The sequence below is a fragment of the Buttiauxella sp. 3AFRM03 genome (assembly GCF_003675305.1).
Taxonomy (GTDB): Bacteria; Pseudomonadota; Gammaproteobacteria; order Enterobacterales; family Enterobacteriaceae; genus Buttiauxella; species Buttiauxella ferragutiae.
On sequence record NZ_CP033076.1, the window covers coordinates 4,341,436 to 4,361,421 of the forward strand.

Sequence of the window (19,986 nt, forward strand, 5' to 3'; positions counted from 1 at the left end):
AAGCTTTATCCACCTGATGACTAGATGTGTAAACGCAGTGATTCAACCAGGCAAAGAATGGCCATTGCTTGCCCGTATGGCATTGAGGTCAGTGGAATGTTTCGGTAGTGGTCAAGGTCGTGACCCATCGCGGTACCAAATGAAACCTGCGTCAATTCACCTTCTGGCGTGATGTGCTTGATAATCCCATCGGTGGCGCGTTGTGCGACTGGCAGCCAGTGGCTTTCCAGGTAACCCAGACGCACAGCTTTGAAGATCCCCGCCGCGAAGCCAGCACTGGCCGAAGCTTCAACATAGCTTTCAGGGTCATTAAGCAGCGTTGGCCACAGGCCATTTTCCGCCTGGCATTCGGCCAGTGCCGCGACCTGATTGCGCAAAACATTGCACAACTGGCGATACAGCGCGTCCTGCGGTGATAAATCTAACAACTCCAAAAACTCAGGAATGGCGAGCGTAATCCAGCTGTTGCCACGCGCCCACAGTGCGCCAGCAAAATGGTGTCGCCCTTCAAAGTTCCAGCCGTGATACCACAGCCCTGTTTTAGGTTCCGCCAGGTACTGAATATGCTGAGTAAACTGATACTTCGCTTCTTCAATCCACTCTGGTTTGTTGAGCATTTTGCCAATCTTAGCCAGCGGAAGAACTGCCATCATCAGCGTATCGTCCCAGATTTGCTGGTGGTGGTCGTTTTCATAAGTCACATGCTGGAAGCAGCCTTCATCGGTGCGCGGCAGCTGGTGCTGGAGCCAACGGCCCCAGGTTTCCAGGTATGGCAGCCATTGCGGATTTGGCTGCTCTTCATAACATAATGCCAGTGTCAGGAATGGGCAGGCAGTATTGACGTTTTTGACCGGAGTGCCTTCGGCAAAACGATCGCTAAACCAGAGGTCGATAAGCTCTTTGGCGCGCTCAGAGCCGCTTACTTGATAGTAGCGATATAAACCAAACAGGCCGATTCCGTGTGTCCATTCCCAGCCTGCCCAGCCTTTGGTATCAACAATTCGGCCATCACTGAGGCGTTGTAAAAAACGCCCGTCAGCGTCTTTGATGTCGACCAGACCACCAATCAGGCTATCAATCAGCTCAGTGGTGTGTTCACGGGTTGGGGATAACAGTGTCGTAGTCATGGTCTGTTCCTTAAACAGAAGTTGTAGCTGGAGTAATTTTGATTTCGTGGGTTGGACGATACGCCCAGTTAGCATTGCTGTGCGGGTGGCCGGTCAGGGTTTCGACAACCTCTTTGGTCTCAGGGCTGGCATCTTCCGGTTTCCCACCTGCACGTAAGCGTTCCAGTTCGCTGATCAGTACCTGGTGGCGTGACTGGCTGAGGCGGAAGCGGAAAGCACCGCACATCGCCATGACTGCCAACACACCAGGGCCGACAACGAACACCCACCAGATGCCATCAATGGCCGTGCTGCTTTGCGATGCCACACCTTTGGTAAAACCGAAAGACTCAAGCGCCAGACCAACAATAAACAGTGCCAGTGCCTGGGAGAATTTGCGGGTCAACATCATGACACCGGCATAGATCCCTTCACGGCGCACGCCGGTGTAAGCCTCATCGACATCAGGTAAGAAGTTGTACACGTTCCATGGAATGAGATAGGTACCACCACGCGCGATACCCATCATGACAGCCCCGCCAAGCACCAGCATGCCAATGGAGGCGTAGCTTGCGGAAAGTTGGCTGAAGTAGACCAGGCTTATCAAAATCATGCCGATAGCCGCTTTATACGCATGGCCGTTGCCGACGCGAATACACAGCCAGGTGAAAACAGGGATGGCGAGAAACTGGAACAAGGTCATCAGGCTCAGCGCCTGCGAAGCCAGACCGGCACTGATTTGCAGCACGTAGGTCATGAAGTGCATAAACAGCGAGCCGAAGATATCCAGTGCAACCGCGCCGCCGACATACATCATGATATGAATGCGGAAGGTCTTAAGGCGAAACGTTGACAACATTTCCCGATACAGAGATTTCAGCGTGTTGAGCAGCCCGGTTTGCGTTTGTGGCGGCGGCAGGTTGTCACGCTCCCAGGTGCCACGCCAGACGAAAATCCACGGCAGCGAGAACAGCACGGCGAAGGTAATACCGATAAGCATAAATGCCTGATCTTTATCAGCAACATGCGCCAGAATTTGCCCAGGTATCAGTGCGGAAAGAAACGCGGTGGCTTGTGCAAACAGCATACGTGCACCCGACATTTTCGAGCGGGTTTCGTAGCGGTTGGTCATCTCCGCAGGTAGCGTATCGTAAGGCACCATCAGCAATGTGAAGACAGTGCTGAACAGCAAATAGGTGCCGAGATACCAGAAGTATCCGTAGCCACTCATCCACATCAAGGCGAAGGTCAGTGAGAACGGTGCGCCAATAATAAAGAACAGGCGGCGGCGTCCCCAACGGCTGCGAATGTTATCCGTGATGTAGCCCATCACCGGGTCGGTAATCCCATCCCAAATTTTGGCGATGGCAAAGATGGAAGCGGCAGCAGCAGGCGATAACCCGGCAACCTCAATATAGAAATACAGCAGCCAAAGGCCGGTAATGGTCATCGCGCCACTACCAAAAATATCGCCCATACCCCAGGCGAGAATATTTTTGGTTTTGACTTCCCTTCCAGCTGGAGCCGTGTTTTTTGTCGTTGTGTCCATTGTTCTTATCTCGTGTCGATAAAAAAGGAGTTCGGCATCTACGGTACGAAGTGTGGGCCGCAGTCTCTATGGCGACAGGAAGGGTTTTGTCCGGTAATGCGAAGGGGGTGGGGAAATATCGAATGTGTATTCATCGTTCCCCTGGTATTTGAGCGGCGTGGAAGCCAGAAAGGGCAATAAAGTGCGATCTGCGTCACTAATGGAAAAATGCTGCTTAAACCTGATGTGATGAAGATCACCTTTTACCCCAGGGCAAAAGGTATTTTGCGAGTCAGGCAACATTCCTGCTAATCAGCTATTGCGGCGCGGTGGAGTGCTGAGAAGGGGCATGGTGAGATGTCTGGGTCTATTACATCGAGTGATGAGAGAACCATGAAACTGACTCTGACCCCGCAGTGGGCGAATACTGACGATAAGAATCACGATACGCTCCGCTTCCAGAAAGCGCTGGATACTTTGGCGCAACAGGGGGGAGGAACGCTGGAAGTTGAAAGTGGCTGTTACAGACTGGGTGGTCTGACACTTGGTTCCAATATTACACTCAGTTTGCAGGCTGGTGCTGAGTTGTGGGTCAGCGATGACGGCCAGGACTTTGGGCAAGCCACCACTAAAAGCCAGGCGGAATGCTCGCGCTGGGCATTCTTATACGCCTATGGTGCGCATAACATCACCATCTGTGGCGCCGGGAAGATTAATGGCAATGCTGACGGCTGGTTTGATGCACAGGCCGATGATATGGGCTATCGCAAGCCTGCCGAACAGCGCCCGCGCATGATTGTTTTTGAAGATTGCCGTCACGTACAGCTCCGCGACTTTACTATCGAAAATGCCCCAATGTGGACGATTCATCTGGTGGCGTGTGAGCTGGTAAAAGTACATGGCATCACCATCGATAACGATCTTTCACTGGCTAATACCGATGCACTGGATATCGACAGTTGCCAGCAAGTGCATATCAGCAATAGTCATTTCAGCGCCGCCGATGACACTATCTGCCTGAAGACGAGCCGTAAACCGGCACCGTTGCAACGCCCGACGCGCCATGTGGTAGTGAACAACTGCACGTTACGTTCCAAAAGTTGTGCGGTAAAAATTGGTACTGAAACCTGGGAAGACATTGAAGATATTTGTGTCACCAACTGTGCCATTTACGAATCAAACCGCGCCATCGGGATTGTCTCCCGTGACGGCGGACGCTTACGACGCATGGTCTTCAGTAACATCACTTTTAACTGCGAGATGGTGCATGCCTGCCATTGGGGTAAGGCTGATCCAGTCTACTTGTCTGCCCGTTTCCGTGACCCGGCGATTCAACCTGGTGCGATTGAGTTTATCCAGTTCCGTGGTTTAACCGGCGTGAGTGAAGGGGCGGTTAATTTACACAGCGAGCAACCAGGACTGGTGCGCCAGGTAATCATTGATGGTTTGCAACTCACCCAAAGCATCAGCGCCTCCCCGGAGCAGGGTTTATACGACATTCGTCCACCCTGTAACCCGCTTTCGCCAACGGGTATGGGGCTGGACAACGCCTGGTGTCTTAATCCAGATACGCAGCGTGCTTACGGTGTTGAGGCTTATCCCGGTGGTTTGCCCGCGCTGTATTGCTGTGGAGTGAATGGCCTGACGCTGCGCAATATCGATGTTTTTCGTCCACAGCCTCTACCTTCCGACTGGAACGAACAGGCTGTGGTATTGGTAGAGTGTGATGGAGTAAAACAAGATGTCTGATTTCGCATGGCTGGGTGGAGTTGCTGCCTGCTGCACCACCGGTTCTTTTGCCCTGCAAGTGATTCATATCCTGAAAAATCGCGATACTAAAGCGATCTCTCTGAGTATGTATCTGGTGTTTGTTTTTGGGGTGTTATGTTGGTTGCTTTATGGGCTAACAAGCGGTGATATGCCGCTGATGATCGCCAACGGTATCACCCTGTTGTTAGCGGCGACCGTGTTAACAATGAAGGTGATGAACGAACGAGCGAAATAAGCGGGATACTGCCTTCTCTGTTGAGGAGAAGGCAGTTGATTTACTCGTCTGCAGCGTGGCCTTGCGGTGGTAATTCTTTGCCATCAAGCCAGGCGCTGTTTTCACGCATCTCCAGCCGCCCCTCAATAAACCAGGAAACGACTAACGGATAAATTGCGTGTTCTTGATTCTGCACGCGAGCGGTGATGTCTTCTTCGTCATCACCTTCAAAAACAGGCACTTCGGCTTGCAGAATAACCGGGCCACCATCCAGTTCTTCGGTGACAAAATGCACCGATGTCCCATGGACTTCATCACCGTTTTCCAGCACCTGACGATGGGTATGCAGGCCGGGATATTTCGGCAACAGAGAAGGGTGGATGTTAATCAAGCGCCCGGCATAATGCCCGACAAACTCTGGGCTCAAAATACGCATGTAACCTGCCAAAACCACCAGATCCGGGGCGTAAGCGTCGATCTCAAGCATTAACTCACGATCGAACGCTGCGCGATCGACGAACTGGCTGGCGGTTAACGCGTGAGCAGGAATTTCTGCTTCACGCGCACGTTCAAGCCCAAAAGCTTCGGTTTTATTACTGAATACAGCCGCTACAGTGCCATTAATCTTTTTAAGCTTGCAGGCATCAATGATTGCCTGAAGATTGCTTCCGTTGCCGGAAACCAGCACCACAATGCGTTTCATCACTCAATAACCACGCGCTCAGAGGAATCGGAAGCTTTGATACTACCGATTTTCCAGGCGTTTTCACCTTTTGCATTCAAAAACTCAACCGCTTTGTCCGCTTCAGCAGCAGGCAGCGCAATCAGCATACCCACGCCACAGTTAAAGGTGCGGTACATTTCATGACGGCTGATATTTCCGGCTTGTTGTAACCAGCCGAATACCGCAGGCCACTGCCATGAAGATTCAGTGATAATCGCCTGAGTGTTGTCTGGCAGAACGCGTGGGATATTTTCCCAGAAACCGCCACCGGTCAGGTGAGCAATCGCGTGAACGTCAACCTGTTCAATCAATTCCAGAATCGACTTCACGTAAATGCGCGTCGGTTCCAGCAGGTGATCTGCCAGCGGTTTGCCTTCTAATTCGGTAGTCAGTGGGTCAGTACCGCTCACTTCCAGCACTTTACGCACCAGAGAATAACCGTTGGAATGCGGGCCACTGGAAGCCAGCGCAATCAGCACATCGCCATCGGTCACTTTGGAGCCGTCGATGATTTCAGATTTCTCGACCACGCCGACACAGAAACCAGCCACGTCGTAATCTTCACCGTGGTACATGCCCGGCATTTCAGCAGTTTCACCGCCGACTAATGCGCAGCCAGATTGCAGACAACCTTCGGCAATACCAGTAATGACGCTTGCAGCCGTTTCGACTTCAAGTTTGCCCGTTGCGTAATAATCGAGGAAGAACAGCGGTTCAGCACCCTGAACGACCAGGTCGTTCACACACATGGCCACCAGGTCGATGCCGATTGTGTCGTGACGTTTTAAATCCATAGCCAGACGCAGTTTAGTACCCACACCGTCGGTGCCGGAAACCAGCACAGGTTCACGATACTTCTGCGGTAACGCACACAGCGCACCGAAACCGCCCAGGCCACCCATCACTTCCGGGCGGCGGGTCTTTTTCACTACACCTTTGATTTTATCGACCAGAGCGTTACCAGCATCAATATCAACACCGGCATCTTTATAGCTAAGAGAAGTTTTGTCGGTCACTGCTAAGTCCCCGCGGATGGGTTAGGAATAAAAAACGCCGCAATTCTAACAGTGCAGGCAAACGTTTGCGAGCCCCTTATTCAGCAGGATGTAATTATTGTTGATATATACTCATTCCAGTCTCGTTGATCTTGATCAACCCCAATCAGTGCCAATTCCTGTGGCACCACCATCAAAAAGCGGTATAATCCGGCGATTTTTTTTGTGGTGGCCAACTATCTCGGGGAGAAAGAGTATGAAGATCGTGGAAGTCAAACACCCACTCGTCAAACACAAGCTGGGCCTGATGCGTGAGAACGACATTAGCACCAAACGCTTTCGTGAACTCGCCTCAGAAGTTGGCAGCTTGCTAACTTACGAAGCCACGGCGGATTTGGAAACTGAAAAAGTCACTATCGAAGGCTGGAATAGCCCGGTAGAAATTGACCAGATCAAAGGCAAAAAGATTACCGTTGTGCCAATTCTGCGTGCCGGTTTGGGCATGATGGAAGGCGTGCTGGAAAACGTTCCAAGCGCACGTATCAGCGTAGTGGGTATCTATCGTAATGAAGAAACCCTGGAGCCGGTGCCTTACTTCCAGAAACTGGTTTCTAACATTGAAGAACGTATGGCGCTGGTGGTTGACCCAATGCTGGCAACCGGCGGTTCTATGATTGCCACTATCGACCTGCTGAAGAATGCCGGTTGTACCAGCATTAAGGTGCTGGTTCTGGTGGCAGCACCAGAAGGTATCGCGGCACTGGAAAAAGCGCACCCGGACGTAGAGCTGTTTACTGCTTCTATCGATCAGGGTCTGAACGAGCACGGATACATTATTCCGGGGCTTGGCGATGCCGGCGATAAGATTTTTGGTACCAAATAATGCTCTTCATCTTTCGAATTGCTGATGCGTTGGCTGCCTTTGCTCACCTTGGTCACGTAGCAAATCTACGCTCCCAGGGATTTGCGCAGTTGCCGCCTTCCTGCAATCCGAAATCTATTGAGCATTAAAAAATTGAGCCGACTTTGAGAGTCGGCTTTTTTTTGACTAAAACACAACAACACCATCATTCAGAGGACAACATTATGACGCGCCGCGCCATTGGGGTACACGAAAGACCACCCCTGCTGCAAACGATACCGTTAAGCTTACAGCACCTGTTCGCTATGTTTGGAGCTACCGTTCTGGTGCCATTCCTGTTCCACATCAACCCGGCTACGGTTTTGCTGTTTAATGGGATCGGGACGCTGCTGTACCTCTTTATCTGTAAAGGCAAAATCCCGGCGTATCTCGGTTCAAGTTTTGCGTTTATTTCGCCAGTGCTGCTGCTGTTGCCATTGGGTTATGAAGTGGCGCTGGGCGGCTTTATTATGTGCGGTGTGTTGTTCTGTATCGTGGCGCTGATTGTGAAAAAAGCCGGTACCGGCTGGCTGGATGTGATGTTCCCTCCGGCGGCAATGGGCGCAATTGTGGCGGTTATCGGCCTGGAACTGGCACGTGTTGCCGCAGAAATGTCAGGCCTATTGCCAGCTGCGGGTACCGAACCGAATACCACCAGCATCCTGATCTCGCTGGTAACGCTGGGTGTGACGGTATTTAGCTCAGTCTTGTTCCGTGGTTTTCTGGCAATTATCCCAATTCTGATCGGCGTGCTGACTGGCTACGCGCTGTCATTTGCCGTCGGGATTGTGGATACCGCGGCGATTGCTCAGGCTCCGTGGTTTGCATTGCCAACCTTCTACACGCCGCGCTTTGAGTGGTTTGCCATCTTCACCATTTTGCCAGCAGCGCTGGTGGTTATCGCCGAGCACGTCGGGCACCTGGTGGTGACGGCGAATATCGTCAAAAAGGATCTGATCCGCGACCCAGGTCTGCATCGTTCGATGTTTGCTAACGGTCTTTCCACCGTGATTTCCGGTTTCTTCGGCTCTACGCCGAACACCACTTATGGTGAAAACATTGGCGTTATGGCGATCACCCGCGTGTACAGCACCTGGGTTATCGGCGGTGCGGCGATTATCGCGATTCTGTTGTCGTGTGTCGGTAAACTGGCGGCGGCGATCCAAATCATCCCGGTTCCGGTAATCGGCGGTGTTTCTCTGTTGCTGTATGGGGTGATCGGCGCTTCAGGTATCCGCGTGCTGATTGATTCGAAAGTGGATTACAACAAAACGCAGAACCTGATCCTGACCGCTATCATTCTGATCGTTGGCGTCAGCGGTGCGACCCTACATATTGGTGCGGCTGAGCTGAAAGGGATGGCGCTGGCGACTATCGTCGGTATTGGTCTGAGCCTGATCTTCAAATTGATCAGTATCCTGCGTCCGGAAGAAGTGGTGCTTGATGCAGAAGAAACCAACGTAAAACCGTAGTTTTGATGCAAGCCGGGCGACGTGTGCGCCCGGTTCTCCTGATCGCCAATTCTGTGATAGACTCTCTGCGTTTTTCTGCCTGTTATGGTTGAGGTAATTCTGAATACGCCGGCACAGCTATCACTGCCACTCTATTTGCCTGATGACGAAACTTTTGCAAGTTTCTGGCCGGGTGATAACCCTTCTTTACTCGCCGCACTCCAGTCCGTGCTCCGTCAGGATCACAGCGGATATATCTATTTCTGGTCGCGAGAAGGAGGAGGACGTAGCCACTTGCTTCATGCAGCCTGTGCGGAACTCTCGCAACGTGGCGAAGCCGTTGGCTATGTGCCTCTCGATAAACGCACCTGGTTTGTTCCGGAAGTGCTTGATGGCATGGAACAGCTTTCGTTGGTGTGTATCGACAATATTGAGTGTGTTGCGGGCGACGAACTGTGGGAAATGGCGATTTTTAATCTCTATAACCGCATTCTGGAATCTGGCAAAACGCGGCTGTTAATTACCGGCGATCGCCCACCGCGCCAGCTCAACCTGCAATTGCCCGATCTCGCATCACGCCTTGATTGGGGCCAAATCTATAAGCTGCAACCGCTTTCCGATGATGACAAACTCCAGGCGCTGCAATTGCGATCCCGACTTCGTGGTTTTGAATTGCCCGAGGACGTGGGGCGTTTCCTGCTAAAACGTCTGGACAGGGAAATGCGTACGCTGTTTATGACGCTTGATCAGCTTGATCTGGCTTCGATTACAGCGCAACGTAAATTGACTATCCCGTTTGTGAAAGAGATTTTGGGGCTGTAAAACCACCCTCATCCCGGCCTTCTCCCTGAGGGAGAAGGAGAAAACCAAGTCCCTCTCCTGAGTGCGAAGGAGAAAACAGGGAAATTCCCTCTCCTGGGGGAGAGGGTTAGGGTGAGGGCGTTAAATCACTAAATTACAAAATCTCCAGCACCGACTCCGGCGGGCGGCCAATTCTTGCTTCGCCATTCGCCAGCACAATCGGGCGTTCAATCAATTTTGGATTCTTGACCATCGCCTGAATCAATTGATCCTCGCTTAATGTCGGCTCAGCCAGATTCAACTCCTTGTATAAATCCTCTTTCTGACGCATCAGGTCACGTGCGCTGCCAAAACCCAGTTTGCTCAGCAATGATTCTATCGTTGCGGCATCGGGCGGGGTTTCCAGATACAACACCACTTCAGGTTCTATGCCATTCGCTTTCAGCAGGCTTAATGTTTCACGGCTCTTGGAGCAGCGTGGATTGTGATAAATAGAAACAGTTGTGGACATCGTAACTCCTGTTACATCTTCGAATACTGAAGGAAACGTTTTTGCAATTCGCGGAACTGATCGATTCTCGCGTCATAACGCGCTTGTTGCAAACTACCCAACTTAACTTGAGCGCTGGCACCACTGAGCAGCGTAATAGCCTGATCGAGTTTCCCGACCAGCGCCATAACTTCGGCACGAGCGGCGAGTTCTTGATCGCGATTACCCAACGCAGCCTGGGTTTGCGCTAACAAGTCCCAGCCGTTGCTGTCGTCCGGATGAGCAAAGGTATAGCGATTAAGGATTTCTGCTGCCTGGTTAGGCTGGCCCGCCTGCATGTAGGCGTTGGCAAGGTTTAGCTGCAACACCGGGTTTTGTTTCAGGCCTGGGGCGTTCTTCAGGCGATTAATCGCATCTGCGGTTTTCTTCTGCCCAAGGTCGATATCGGTCGATAAATCGAGATACCACTCATTAGCCGGCTGCGCTGAGAGTAGCGGTTGCAATAGCTTGCGCGCCTCATCCCATTTTTCTGCCCCCATTGCCTGAAGCGCACGGCCATAAGTGGCGGCATGCTGTTCACGGATATTGCCCTTCGACCAGCTATCCAACAAATCATTGGTTAACTGGTTACGACCTGAGTTGTACATCCCAAGCGTACGGGCTTTTGCCATGTAAAAATCTTCAGAAGATTGCACCACCACTGGCCGCATTTGGTTGGCGCGGTTACGGGCATCTGATAAACGGCTTTCTGGTAATGGGTGAGTAAGAAGAATTTCCGGCGGACGCGAGGAATAACGTGACTGGTCGAGGAGTTTCTCCAGGAATGTCGGCATCGCTTGCGGATCAAAGCCCGCGTGCTGCAACACCTGAATCCCGATGCGGTCAGCTTCCTGTTCGTTCTGTTGTGTAAAGCTGATCATGCCCTGCTGCGTTCCCGCAAGCGTACCGCTAAGTGCCGCCATACCCGCTTGTGGGCTAGCCATCGCCAGTAAAATGGACCCTAACGCACCCACCCAAGTCAGAGGGGCGTTCTTTTTCTGATCTTCCATGGCACGCGCCAGGTGGCGCTGCGTAACGTGTGAAATTTCGTGCGCCATAACCGAGGCGAGTTGGCTTTCATTATCGGCATAACGGAACAGGGCTGAGTGCAGCACCACATTTCCGCCGAAGAAAGCAAAGGCGTTAATTTCGTCGTTGTTAATCAGGAAGAAGTGGAACGGGGTCTTAACCGAATTGGCATTACTCACCAGGCGCATGCCGAGTTTATTAATGTACTGTACGAGTAAAGGATCATTGATTAATGGGGCGCTGCCTCGCAGTTGGCGAACATAATAGTCGCCCATCTGCAATTCCTGGCCGATTGACAGGGTGCTTGAGGCTGAAGTTCCCATATCTGGCAGTTGATCGGTCACATCAGCAAACGCTGGTGTGACCGGACCCGCAAGCAAAGCTGCCATCAGTGTTGCAACCAGCGATTTTTTCAACTGCTTGAACATACGTCCTGTCCTGTTTAATCAAAGTTAATCTTCGACAAGTGTTACCTGATTTTGTTCGCACACTACGATGAACTCTAACTCACCGCATGACTAAGACATATCTTATCTGCGTCAATTTTAAACTGCTATTGAACAGCGATAAAAAGCGAAGTCTTTATTGTGACATTTAGATACAATCGATCCTCGCACAATGCTGTCAGGGAAGGGATGTATGCTCGAAATGTTGTTGCAGTGGTATAGACGGCGGTTTAGCGACCCCGAGGCTATCGCACTGCTGGTCATTCTGGTTGCAGGATTTGTTATTCTTTTCTTCTTCCATGGGCTGTTAGCGCCGTTATTGATGGCGATTGTGTTGGCTTATTTGCTGGAGTGGCCCACTGCGCGTCTTCAGCATGTCGGGTGTTCCCGTACCTGGGCGACGACAATTGTTCTGGTGTTGTTTGTTGGTATTTTGTTGTTGTTAGTCTTAGTGGTGGCTCCCGTCGCCTGGCAACAGGGTATCTACCTGATTCGTGACATGCCGAGGATGCTGAATAAACTCTCTGATTATGCCGCAACGCTGCCGAAGCGTTATCCGGCGCTGATGGACGCGGGCATCATTGATGCGATGGCGGAAAATATGCGCGGGCGCATGATAGGCATGGGCGATCAGGTGGTGAAGTATTCGCTTGCCTCTTTAGTTGGCCTGCTAACGCTAGCTATTTATCTGGTACTCGTCCCGCTAATGGTGTTCTTCCTGGTCAAAGATAAAGAGCAGATGCTGAATGCTGTGCGCCGCGTGTTACCCCGAAATCGTGGGCTTGCGGGGCAGGTGTGGCTGGAGATGAACCAACAAATTACCAACTATATCCGCGGTAAAGTGCTGGAAATGCTGGTTGTGGGTGTGGTGACGTACATTGGCTTTGTGGTTTTTGGCCTGAATTACTCGTTGCTGCTGGCGGTACTGGTCGGGTTCTCGGTGCTGATTCCCTACATTGGCGCATTTGTCGTGACTATTCCGGTAGTGTGTGTCGCTTTATTCCAGTTTGGCCTTGGCACTGAGTTCTGGACGCTGTTTGCCGTCTACTTAATCATTCAGGCACTGGATGGAAACTTGCTGGTGCCGGTGCTATTTTCCGAGGCTGTTAACCTGCACCCGTTGGTCATTATTCTGTCGGTGGTGATTTTTGGTGGACTGTGGGGGTTCTGGGGGGTGTTCTTTGCTATCCCACTTGCCACGCTGATTAAAGCGGTGGTGCATGCCTGGCCAGATACTCTGCTTATCGACGACAAGCCAAATTAGAGACAGTAAAAAGCCGACGTTAAGTCGGCTTTCAGATTGCTGGCAAAGGGTTATAAATGTGTTTTGTAGGGTGGATAAGCGTTAGCGTCATCCACCATTTACGCCAGTGGTGTCGGATGACGCTGCGCTTATCCGACCTACGAAGACGTTTGTCTTTAATCGGGTGATGCGCTAATTAAGCGTTTTCTTTCAGCCAGTTCACCACAATATCGTGATGGTTACTGGTTTTAAAATCATCAAACACTTTCTCGACTTTCCCTTCGCCATCAAGCAGGAAGCTAATACGATGGATGCCGTCGTAAGTTTTACCCATAAACGATTTCTCGCCCCACACCCCAAATTGTTCGCAGACTTGATGGTCTTCATCAGAAAGCAGGGTGAAGTTAAGTAACTCTTTTTCGGCAAAACGTGACAGTTTTTCTGGTTTGTCGGTGCTAATACCCAGCACTTCCACACCCTTCTTTTTCAACTCGTCCATGTTGTCGCGCAACCCGCATGCTTGCACGGTACAGCCTGGCGTCATTGCTTTAGGATAGAAATAAACCAGAACGCGCTGTCCCTGGAAGTCGGTTAAATTTATTTGCTCACCGTCTTGATCGGGTAAGCTAAATTTCGGTGCGATATCACCGGCTTTCAGTGGGCTCATTACAACTCTCCGTCTTAATCATCTTGCTGTGGATAATTCACAACGTTAATACTGCCCTGTGCTTTGAGTTCTGTACAGAGGGCCTTGAACTCATCTTCGATCCGGCTCGCATCTTCTGAGGCGGGACTATGCGCAGTAATCTGAATATAAAGCTGTGCTGGTTGGCCATCTTGAGTCGGTTGGGTACGAGAACTCAGTTCGGCAATATTCATATGGTGAATATCAAACAGATTGGTGAAGCGTTCGATTAAATGAGGGGAATCAGTGACTTCCACCTGTACCCAGACTGTCGCTGGCATTGCCGGGCGTTCTTGCGCGGCGGTACGCTTCATGACAATCAGCAAATCCAACTCTGCGCCCTTCAGGGGGAGAGTCGATTCAATCAGGGTAATCGCATTCCAACTGCCTGACAGCAGCATAATAAACGTGAACTCTTCACCGAGCATAGCCAGGCGACTGTCTTCAATATTACAGCCGCAACTGCTCACATGGCGGGTGATGGTATTAACAATACCAGGTCTATCCGCCCCAAGGGCCGTAATGACCAAATAATGGTGTGGTGAGGGAGTCAAACGTATTCTTCCTGTGAATCGGTGAGATATCATAAGGAAAGCATAAAAAAAACCTGCGTACAACCGTGTAGCGTCACCTGGTGACTTGCTTTTGATCCTGCACCAAACGTACCATTGAGACACTTGTTAGCACAGAGGATGGCCAATGTTCACTGGAAGTATTGTCGCGCTTGTGACGCCGATGGATGAGAAAGGTAATGTCTGCCGGTCAAGCCTGAAAAAACTGATTGATTACCATGTTGCCAGCGGGACTGCGGCGATTGTCTCGGTGGGGACCACCGGAGAGTCTGCTACGTTGAGCCATGAAGAGCACGGTGATGTGGTTCTGATGACGCTGGAGCTGGCCGCTGGCCGTATCCCGGTTATCGCAGGGACTGGCGCAAATGCCACCTCTGAAGCTATCTCCCTGACTCAGCGTTTTGAAAATAGTGGGATCGTCGGCTGCCTGACGGTAACGCCTTACTACAACCGTCCAACTCAGGAAGGACTGTTCCAGCACTTCAAAGCGATTGCTGAAAGCACCGACCTGCCGCAGATGCTGTACAATGTTCCTTCTCGTACCGGTTGTGACATGCTGCCTGAAACAGTAGGCCGCCTGGCGCAAATCAAAAATATTATCGGTATCAAAGAAGCTACCGGGAACTTAACTCGAGTAAACCAGATCAAAGAGCTGGTTGAAGATGACTTCATCCTGGTTAGCGGCGACGATGCTAGTGCACTGGACTTCATGCAGTTAGGTGGCCACGGTGTGATTTCTGTGACGGCAAACGTAGCCGCGCGTGAAATGGCAGAAGTGTGTAAACTGGCCGCCAATGGGCAATATGCGCAAGCGCGCGTTATCAACGAACGTTTGATGCCGCTGCACAATAAATTATTTGTTGAACCCAACCCTATCCCAGTCAAATGGGCATGTCGGGAGTTGGGACTTGTGGCAACCGATACCTTACGCCTGCCAATGACACCGCTGACTGAAGCCAGTCGTCCGGTGATTATTAGCGCGCTCAAGCATGCCGGTTTGCTGTAAAGTTTAGGGAGATTTGATGGCTCACTCAGTACAGAAGTCGATGGTGGCGAAAGTTGCAGTGGTTTCGTTAGCCATGCTGTTGGCAGCATGCAGCACCGACCAGCGTTATAAGCGCCAGGTTAGCGGTGACGAAGCCTACTTAGATGCAGCACCACTTGCGGAAATCCATTCTCCGGCGGGGATGATCCTGCCGGTGCAGAACGGTGAATATAATGTTCCGGTCACCAACGGCAGCGGCGCAGTAGGCAAAGAGCTGGATATTCGTCCGCCAGCTCAACCTCTGGCATTAGTCAGTGGCGCGCGCACTCAGTTTACTGGGGATACCGCCACGCTGATGGTTGAAAGTGCGCGTAGCGCAACGCTGTGGCCGCAAGTTGTCAGTGTTCTTCAGGCAAAAAACTACGGCATTGATAAACGTGATGACGCGAGCCAGACTCTGTCCACTGAGTGGGTAGAATGGAACCGTGCTGATGAAGATCAACAGTACCGTGGGCGCTACCAGATCAGTGTGAAACCGCAGGGCTATCAACAAGCTGTGGTGGTTAAACTGCTGAATCTGGAACAGGCTGGCAAGCCAGTTTCTGACGCGGCATCCCTGCAGCGTTACAGCGCAGAAATGTTGAACAGCATTAGCGCAGGCCTGGATAAAACCCAGACTGACCAGCAGAACGCGAAAGACAACCGTGCAGCGACGCAACTTGATGTGCAAAGTGCCGCTGACGACACTGGCTTACCAATGCTGGTAGTGCGTGCTCCGTACAACGTTGTTTGGGGCCGTTTACCTGCAACGCTTGAGAAAGTCGGCATGAAAGTCACCGATGCTACGCGTTCAACCGGTAGCGTGGCGGTGACCTACAAACCATTGTCTGATAGCGCATGGCAAGATTTAGGGGCGAAAGACCCAGGTCTGTCCAGTGGCGACTATAAACTGCAAGTGGGCGACCTCGATAACCGCAGCAGCCTGCAGTTCATCGATCCAAAAGGTCACACGCTGACGCAGTCCCAGAACGATGCTCTGGTCGCTGTATTCCAGGCAGCATTCAGCAAGTAACTTTTAGAGGCCAGAGCAATCTGGCCTTTTTTCTGCCAGGCTACGCAAACGTGTGCGTAGCGATGGATAACGAAATTTTTAGTTAAATCACACCTGGAGTAAGAAAGATGCAAAAGCAAGCTGAGTTGTATCGTGGCAAAGCGAAGACCGTATACAGCACGGAAAACCCGGATCTGTTGGTGCTCGAATTCCGCAATGATACGTCAGCAGGGGACGGTGCCCGCATCGAACAGTTCGACCGTAAAGGCATGGTGAACAACAAGTTTAACCATTTCATTATGGCCAAACTGGAAGAAGCTGGCATTCCTACGCAAATGGAAGCACTGCTCTCCGACAACGAAATACTGGTGAAGAAGCTCGATATGGTGCCGGTTGAGTGCGTTATCCGCAACCGTGCTGCGGGTTCATTGGTTAAACGCCTGGGTATTGAAGAAGGCATTGAACTGAATCCACCCTTGTTTGATTTGTTCCTGAAAAACGATGAGATGCACGACCCGATGGTCAACGAATCTTATTGCGAAACGTTTGGTTGGGTGAACAAAGAGAACCTGGCGCGTATGCGTGAGCTGAGCTACAAAGCTAACGACGTGCTGAGCAAGTTGTTCGATGACGCAGGCCTGATCCTGGTCGATTTCAAGCTGGAGTTTGGTTTATTCAAAGGTGAGGTCGTATTGGGTGATGAGTTTTCCCCGGACGGTAGCCGCCTGTGGGACAAACAAACGCTCGACAAAATGGACAAAGACCGCTTCCGCCAGAGCCTCGGTGGTTTGATTGAAGCTTACGAAGAAGTGGCTCATCGTCTTGGCGTTAAATTAGACTAATTTCCTGCATAATTATTTTTAAAGCCGAATGTGTTTTCACATTCGGCTTTTTCACATCTTGTTTCCTATGGTAATCCTGCTATTAACCACCTACGATCTACTGATTACAAGATGTGAATATTGAGGTCTATTATGCGCTGGCAAGGTCGTCGCGAAAGCGACAATGTAGAAGACAGGAGAGGTCAATCTTCAGGTCCAAACTTTGGCGGTGGAGGTGGCGGGTTCCGTTTACCTGGCGGTAAAGGCGGTATTGTCATTCTCATCGTGGTTGTGGTCGCGAGTTATTACGGCGTTGACCTGACTTCACTGTTGTCTGGCGGGCAACCCGTTCAACAGCAATCTACACAGCGTTCAATCAGCCCTAACGATGATGAAGCTGCCAAATTTACCTCGGTGATTCTGGCAACCACGGAAGATACCTGGGGGCAAATTTTCCAGAAGATGGGGCGGACGTATCAGCAACCAAAACTGGTGATGTACCGTGGCGCGACACGTACCGGGTGCGGCACTGGTCAGTCAATCATGGGGCCATTTTACTGCCCGGCAGACAGCACGGTGTATATCGATCTGTCTTTCTACGATGAAATGAAAAACAAACTGGGCGCAGATGGTGATTTCGCTCAGGGTTATGTCATTGCTCATGAAGTGGGGCATCACGTTCAGAAATTGCTCGGCATTGAACCGAAAGTTCGTCAGCTCCAGCAGGGGGCGAGCCAGGCTGAAGGAAATCGTCTGTCGGTAAAAATGGAATTACAGGCAGACTGCTTCGCGGGTGTCTGGGGTAACAGCATGCAGAAACAAGAAGTGCTGGATGCCGGAGATTTACAGGAAGCATTGAATGCCGCAGAAGCCATTGGCGATGACCGCCTGCAACAACAAGGGCAGGGGCGTGTAGTGCCAGATAGCTTCACCCATGGTACTTCCGAGCAGCGTTACACTTGGTTTAAACGCGGTTTCGATAGCGGTGACCCTACCCAGTGCAATACCTTTGGCAACACTGTCAAATAACAAGATGTGACAAGGATTCAAGCTATGGAACAGCTTCGGCAAGCCACCACCCGCATGGTAGATGCGGGTATTCGTCGCATGTTGATACTGGCCGGTGAAAGCACGTGGAGCAGCCAACAAGTCCGGTCTCTCGTCCGGCAACTGCCAGGAGACTGGTTGTGGGTAGGAGCTGCGCCTGAGCTGCCACTTCACTGCGCCACCACCGCGCTGCGCACGTTGCTGGGGCGAGAGTTTCAGCACGCAGTATTTGACGCGCGAAACGGGCTGGATGCCGAAGCGCTCGCTGCCCTGGCCGGTACACTCAAAGCGGGAAGCTGGTTAGTACTGCTTGCGCCCGCGTGGAACAGTTGGCCGCTACGTCCCGATTCCGATTCGACCCGCTGGAGTGAGCAATCTGAAGCCATTCCCACGCCGCACTTTATCTCTCATCTGCAACACTGTATTCAAGCCGACAATGAATGCGTGCTCTGGCAGCAGCATCAGCCGCTAAAACTCTCTGAGTTTCCCCCACGTCCACAGTGGCATATGGCTAATGGTGCGCCTTTCGATGAGCAGGCGACTATTCTGGATACATTGCTGGATATGCCTGGAGGGGTTGCGGTGGTAACCGCGCCGAGAGGGCGTGGAAAATCCGCTCTTGCGGGTATGTTACTGCGCAGGATTACCGGTACGGGGCTGGTGACAGCGCCCGCCAAAGCGGCAACGGATGTGCTCGCTGAACATGCCGGTGATTGTTTTAATTTTGTTGCGCCAGACGCGCTGCTCACCAATAGTGAGGCCTTTAAGGCCGACTGGCTAATCATTGATGAGGCGGCCGCTATTCCGGCTCCTCAATTACGCCAGTTAATCTCCCATTTTCCTCGTGTGTTGCTGACCACCACGGTTCAGGGTTACGAAGGAACCGGAAGAGGCTTTATCCTCAAATTTTGCGCAAGCCTCGACACGTTAACGCGCTATACCCTGTCGACCCCTGTTCGCTGGGCTATCAACGACCCGTTGGAAAAACTCATCGACACGGTTTTGCTGTTTGATGAGGTAGATGTCAGCACCGTTGCACAGGGCACGATTTCCCTGCAACTCATTGAACACAATCGTGAAGCACAACCCTCGCTTCAACTGCAACATATGTATCGCTTACTGTCAGGTGCGCACTATCGCACTTCACCACTGGACTGGCGGCGGATGCTGGATGCGCCAGGGCAGCATTTCATTGCCGCCAACTGCGGTGAAGAAACCATAGGTGCCAGCTGGCTGGTGGAAGAGGGCGGGCTGAGTGAGAACCTGAGCCGTGCTGTATGGGCTGGCTTCCGGCGCCCGCGTGGGAATCTGGTTGCACAATCACTGGCGGCTCACGGCGGTAGCCCATTAGCGGCCACGTTTAAAGGCTTGCGCGTCAGCCGCATTGCGGTGCATCCCTTGCGCCAGCGCCAGCAAATCGGCCAACAAATGATTGCCAGAGTGAAAGCTCACGCGCAGCAGGCCGCAGATTACCTTTCAGTCAGTTTTGGTTTTACCGACGAGCTTTGGCGCTTTTGGGAAAGTTGTGGCTTCGTGCTGGTGCGCGTGGGCAGCCATCGTGAGGCCAGCAGCGGGTGCTATAACGCGATGGCGTTGTTACCGCTTACACCACAAGGGGAAGCACTCACTCACCACGAACAGCACCGATTACAGCGCGATATTGCCTGGTTACAGCCGTGGATTGACCATCCATTACCCGTGATTGGCTGTGAAGAGGCTACGCTAAACAGTGATGACTGGCTGGAGTTGGCAGGTTTTGCGTTTGGGCATCGCCCGCTGGAAGCCTGTCTGGGTTCCCTGAATCGCTTATTACTCACTAGTGATATGCCACTGAATGCATTGCGTGGCCGCATCCAGCAACACCTGAGTGTAGAAATGCTCTGCCAACAATGGCGCATATCCGGGCGCAAAGCACTATTGAACGTCATGCGTCAGGAAGTGCAAAAGGCGCTGGAAAAACTCGATGAGCAACAGTGCATTGCGCTGAAAAGCGCGCTTTTGCAATTGCAATTTTTCCACTAAGTCGTTCAGTCAAATGGCATGGTCATCGCGATTCGTCGGCGTATAGTCAACTCCAGAAACTTAAGG

General features: G+C 51.7%; 19 protein-coding genes. 11 read left to right on the forward strand and 8 right to left on the reverse strand.

Annotation, left to right across the window (positions count from 1 at the left end; all coding sequences use genetic code 11):
• Positions 1–20: 20 nt before the first annotated feature.
• Both D8682_RS21660 and D8682_RS21665 read right to left on the reverse strand, forming a co-directional pair.
• Entirely contained in the window at positions 21–1,127 is a 1,107-nt protein-coding gene (locus tag D8682_RS21660; protein ID WP_064544489.1) for a glycoside hydrolase family 105 protein, read from the reverse strand.
• 10 nt (positions 1,128–1,137) lie between these two features.
• Positions 1,138–2,583 carry an MFS transporter gene (locus D8682_RS21665; RefSeq protein ID WP_064544491.1) on the reverse strand — a complete coding sequence of 482 codons (1,446 nt, stop codon included), beginning with the start codon at positions 2,581–2,583 and terminating at the stop codon, positions 1,138–1,140.
• A gap of 444 nt (positions 2,584–3,027) precedes the next feature.
• Between D8682_RS21665 and D8682_RS21670 the strand changes: the two genes are divergently transcribed.
• Both D8682_RS21670 and D8682_RS21675 read left to right on the forward strand, forming a co-directional pair.
• Positions 3,028–4,383: a glycoside hydrolase family 28 protein gene (locus D8682_RS21670; protein WP_121815113.1), complete on the forward strand. Its 1,356-nt coding sequence runs from the start codon at positions 3,028–3,030 to the stop codon at positions 4,381–4,383.
• Positions 4,376–4,639 (forward strand): SemiSWEET family sugar transporter, encoded by a 264-nt coding sequence (locus tag D8682_RS21675; RefSeq protein ID WP_064544495.1) that lies wholly within the window; start codon positions 4,376–4,378, stop codon positions 4,637–4,639. The genes D8682_RS21670 and D8682_RS21675 overlap by 8 nt, the downstream gene beginning before the upstream one ends.
• 40 nt (positions 4,640–4,679) lie before the next feature.
• Here D8682_RS21675 and purN read toward each other — a convergent pair whose 3' ends face one another.
• Both purN and purM read right to left on the reverse strand, forming a co-directional pair.
• Positions 4,680–5,321, reverse strand: coding sequence for a phosphoribosylglycinamide formyltransferase (purN, locus tag D8682_RS21680; RefSeq protein WP_064544498.1), 642 nt, complete (start codon positions 5,319–5,321; stop codon positions 4,680–4,682).
• Entirely contained in the window at positions 5,321–6,358 is a 1,038-nt protein-coding gene (gene purM / locus D8682_RS21685) for a phosphoribosylformylglycinamidine cyclo-ligase (RefSeq protein WP_064544499.1), read from the reverse strand. The genes purN and purM overlap by 1 nt, the downstream gene beginning before the upstream one ends.
• A gap of 235 nt (positions 6,359–6,593) precedes the next feature.
• Between purM and upp the strand changes: the two genes are divergently transcribed.
• The 3 genes from upp (at position 6,594) to D8682_RS21700 (ending at position 9,511) form a co-directional block, all read left to right on the forward strand.
• Positions 6,594–7,220, forward strand: coding sequence for a uracil phosphoribosyltransferase (gene upp / locus D8682_RS21690; RefSeq protein ID WP_121815114.1), 627 nt, complete (start codon positions 6,594–6,596; stop codon positions 7,218–7,220).
• 203 nt (positions 7,221–7,423) lie between these two features.
• On the forward strand, positions 7,424–8,710 hold the full coding sequence (gene uraA, locus D8682_RS21695) for a uracil permease (RefSeq protein ID WP_121815115.1): 1,287 nt from the start codon (positions 7,424–7,426) through the stop codon (positions 8,708–8,710).
• A 99-nt stretch (positions 8,711–8,809) separates the two neighbouring features.
• Positions 8,810–9,511, forward strand: coding sequence for a DnaA inactivator Hda (locus D8682_RS21700; protein ID WP_221200562.1), 702 nt, complete (start codon positions 8,810–8,812; stop codon positions 9,509–9,511).
• A 133-nt stretch (positions 9,512–9,644) separates the two neighbouring features.
• Here D8682_RS21700 and arsC read toward each other — a convergent pair whose 3' ends face one another.
• A complete protein-coding gene (gene arsC, locus D8682_RS21705) occupies positions 9,645–10,001 on the reverse strand; it encodes an arsenate reductase (glutaredoxin) (RefSeq protein WP_064544505.1) in 357 nt (118 codons plus the stop codon).
• 11 nt (positions 10,002–10,012) lie between these two features.
• A complete protein-coding gene (bepA, locus tag D8682_RS21710; protein WP_121815117.1) occupies positions 10,013–11,476 on the reverse strand; it encodes a beta-barrel assembly-enhancing protease in 1,464 nt (487 codons plus the stop codon).
• Positions 11,477–11,687: 211 nt separating this feature from the next.
• On the opposite strand from bepA, the gene D8682_RS21715 reads away from it, so the two are divergent.
• Positions 11,688–12,758, forward strand: coding sequence for an AI-2E family transporter (locus tag D8682_RS21715; protein WP_121815118.1), 1,071 nt, complete (start codon positions 11,688–11,690; stop codon positions 12,756–12,758).
• Positions 12,759–12,933: 175 nt separating this feature from the next.
• Here D8682_RS21715 and bcp read toward each other — a convergent pair whose 3' ends face one another.
• The gene (gene bcp / locus D8682_RS21720; RefSeq protein WP_064544511.1) at positions 12,934–13,404 is read right to left on the reverse strand and encodes a thioredoxin-dependent thiol peroxidase; all 471 of its coding nucleotides are present in this window, start codon (positions 13,402–13,404) and stop codon (positions 12,934–12,936) included.
• Between the two features lie 14 nt (positions 13,405–13,418).
• The gene (locus D8682_RS21725; RefSeq protein ID WP_064544513.1) at positions 13,419–13,976 is read right to left on the reverse strand and encodes a glycine cleavage system transcriptional repressor; all 558 of its coding nucleotides are present in this window, start codon (positions 13,974–13,976) and stop codon (positions 13,419–13,421) included.
• 145 nt (positions 13,977–14,121) lie between these two features.
• Between D8682_RS21725 and dapA the strand changes: the two genes are divergently transcribed.
• The 5 genes from dapA to D8682_RS21750 all read left to right on the forward strand — a co-directional run bounded on the left by dapA (position 14,122) and on the right by D8682_RS21750 (position 19,920).
• Entirely contained in the window at positions 14,122–15,000 is an 879-nt protein-coding gene (gene dapA, locus D8682_RS21730) for a 4-hydroxy-tetrahydrodipicolinate synthase (protein WP_064544515.1), read from the forward strand.
• Between the two features lie 16 nt (positions 15,001–15,016).
• Positions 15,017–16,051, forward strand: coding sequence for an outer membrane protein assembly factor BamC (gene bamC / locus D8682_RS21735; protein ID WP_064544517.1), 1,035 nt, complete (start codon positions 15,017–15,019; stop codon positions 16,049–16,051).
• A 107-nt stretch (positions 16,052–16,158) separates the two neighbouring features.
• Entirely contained in the window at positions 16,159–16,872 is a 714-nt protein-coding gene (gene purC / locus D8682_RS21740; protein WP_064544519.1) for a phosphoribosylaminoimidazolesuccinocarboxamide synthase, read from the forward strand.
• 132 nt (positions 16,873–17,004) lie between these two features.
• Positions 17,005–17,880, forward strand: coding sequence for a neutral zinc metallopeptidase (locus D8682_RS21745; protein ID WP_064544520.1), 876 nt, complete (start codon positions 17,005–17,007; stop codon positions 17,878–17,880).
• A 24-nt stretch (positions 17,881–17,904) separates the two neighbouring features.
• Complete coding sequence (locus D8682_RS21750) at positions 17,905–19,920, forward strand: tRNA(Met) cytidine acetyltransferase TmcA (RefSeq protein ID WP_202914352.1); 2,016 nt, start codon at positions 17,905–17,907, stop codon at positions 19,918–19,920.
• The last annotated feature ends 66 nt before the right edge of the window (positions 19,921–19,986 follow it).

Coding starts and splice junctions, on each gene's coding strand:
- D8682_RS21675 (WP_064544495.1), top strand. CDS start 4,376: ATGTCTGATTTCGCATGGCTGGGTGGAGTTGCTGCCTGCTGCACCACC.
- arsC (WP_064544505.1), bottom strand. CDS start 10,001: ATGTCCACAACTGTTTCTATTTATCACAATCCACGCTGCTCCAAGAGC.
- bamC (WP_064544517.1), top strand. CDS start 15,017: ATGGCTCACTCAGTACAGAAGTCGATGGTGGCGAAAGTTGCAGTGGTT.
- purC (WP_064544519.1), top strand. CDS start 16,159: ATGCAAAAGCAAGCTGAGTTGTATCGTGGCAAAGCGAAGACCGTATAC.
- purN (WP_064544498.1), bottom strand. CDS start 5,321: ATGAAACGCATTGTGGTGCTGGTTTCCGGCAACGGAAGCAATCTTCAG.
- bepA (WP_121815117.1), bottom strand. CDS start 11,476: ATGTTCAAGCAGTTGAAAAAATCGCTGGTTGCAACACTGATGGCAGCT.
- D8682_RS21665 (WP_064544491.1), bottom strand. CDS start 2,583: ATGGGCGATATTTTTGGTAGTGGCGCGATGACCATTACCGGCCTTTGG.
- uraA (WP_121815115.1), top strand. CDS start 7,424: ATGACGCGCCGCGCCATTGGGGTACACGAAAGACCACCCCTGCTGCAA.
- dapA (WP_064544515.1), top strand. CDS start 14,122: ATGTTCACTGGAAGTATTGTCGCGCTTGTGACGCCGATGGATGAGAAA.
- D8682_RS21670 (WP_121815113.1), top strand. CDS start 3,028: ATGAAACTGACTCTGACCCCGCAGTGGGCGAATACTGACGATAAGAAT.
- D8682_RS21745 (WP_064544520.1), top strand. CDS start 17,005: ATGCGCTGGCAAGGTCGTCGCGAAAGCGACAATGTAGAAGACAGGAGA.
- upp (WP_121815114.1), top strand. CDS start 6,594: ATGAAGATCGTGGAAGTCAAACACCCACTCGTCAAACACAAGCTGGGC.
- D8682_RS21750 (WP_202914352.1), top strand. CDS start 17,905: ATGGAACAGCTTCGGCAAGCCACCACCCGCATGGTAGATGCGGGTATT.
- D8682_RS21660 (WP_064544489.1), bottom strand. CDS start 1,127: ATGACTACGACACTGTTATCCCCAACCCGTGAACACACCACTGAGCTG.
- bcp (WP_064544511.1), bottom strand. CDS start 13,404: ATGAGCCCACTGAAAGCCGGTGATATCGCACCGAAATTTAGCTTACCC.
- D8682_RS21715 (WP_121815118.1), top strand. CDS start 11,688: ATGCTCGAAATGTTGTTGCAGTGGTATAGACGGCGGTTTAGCGACCCC.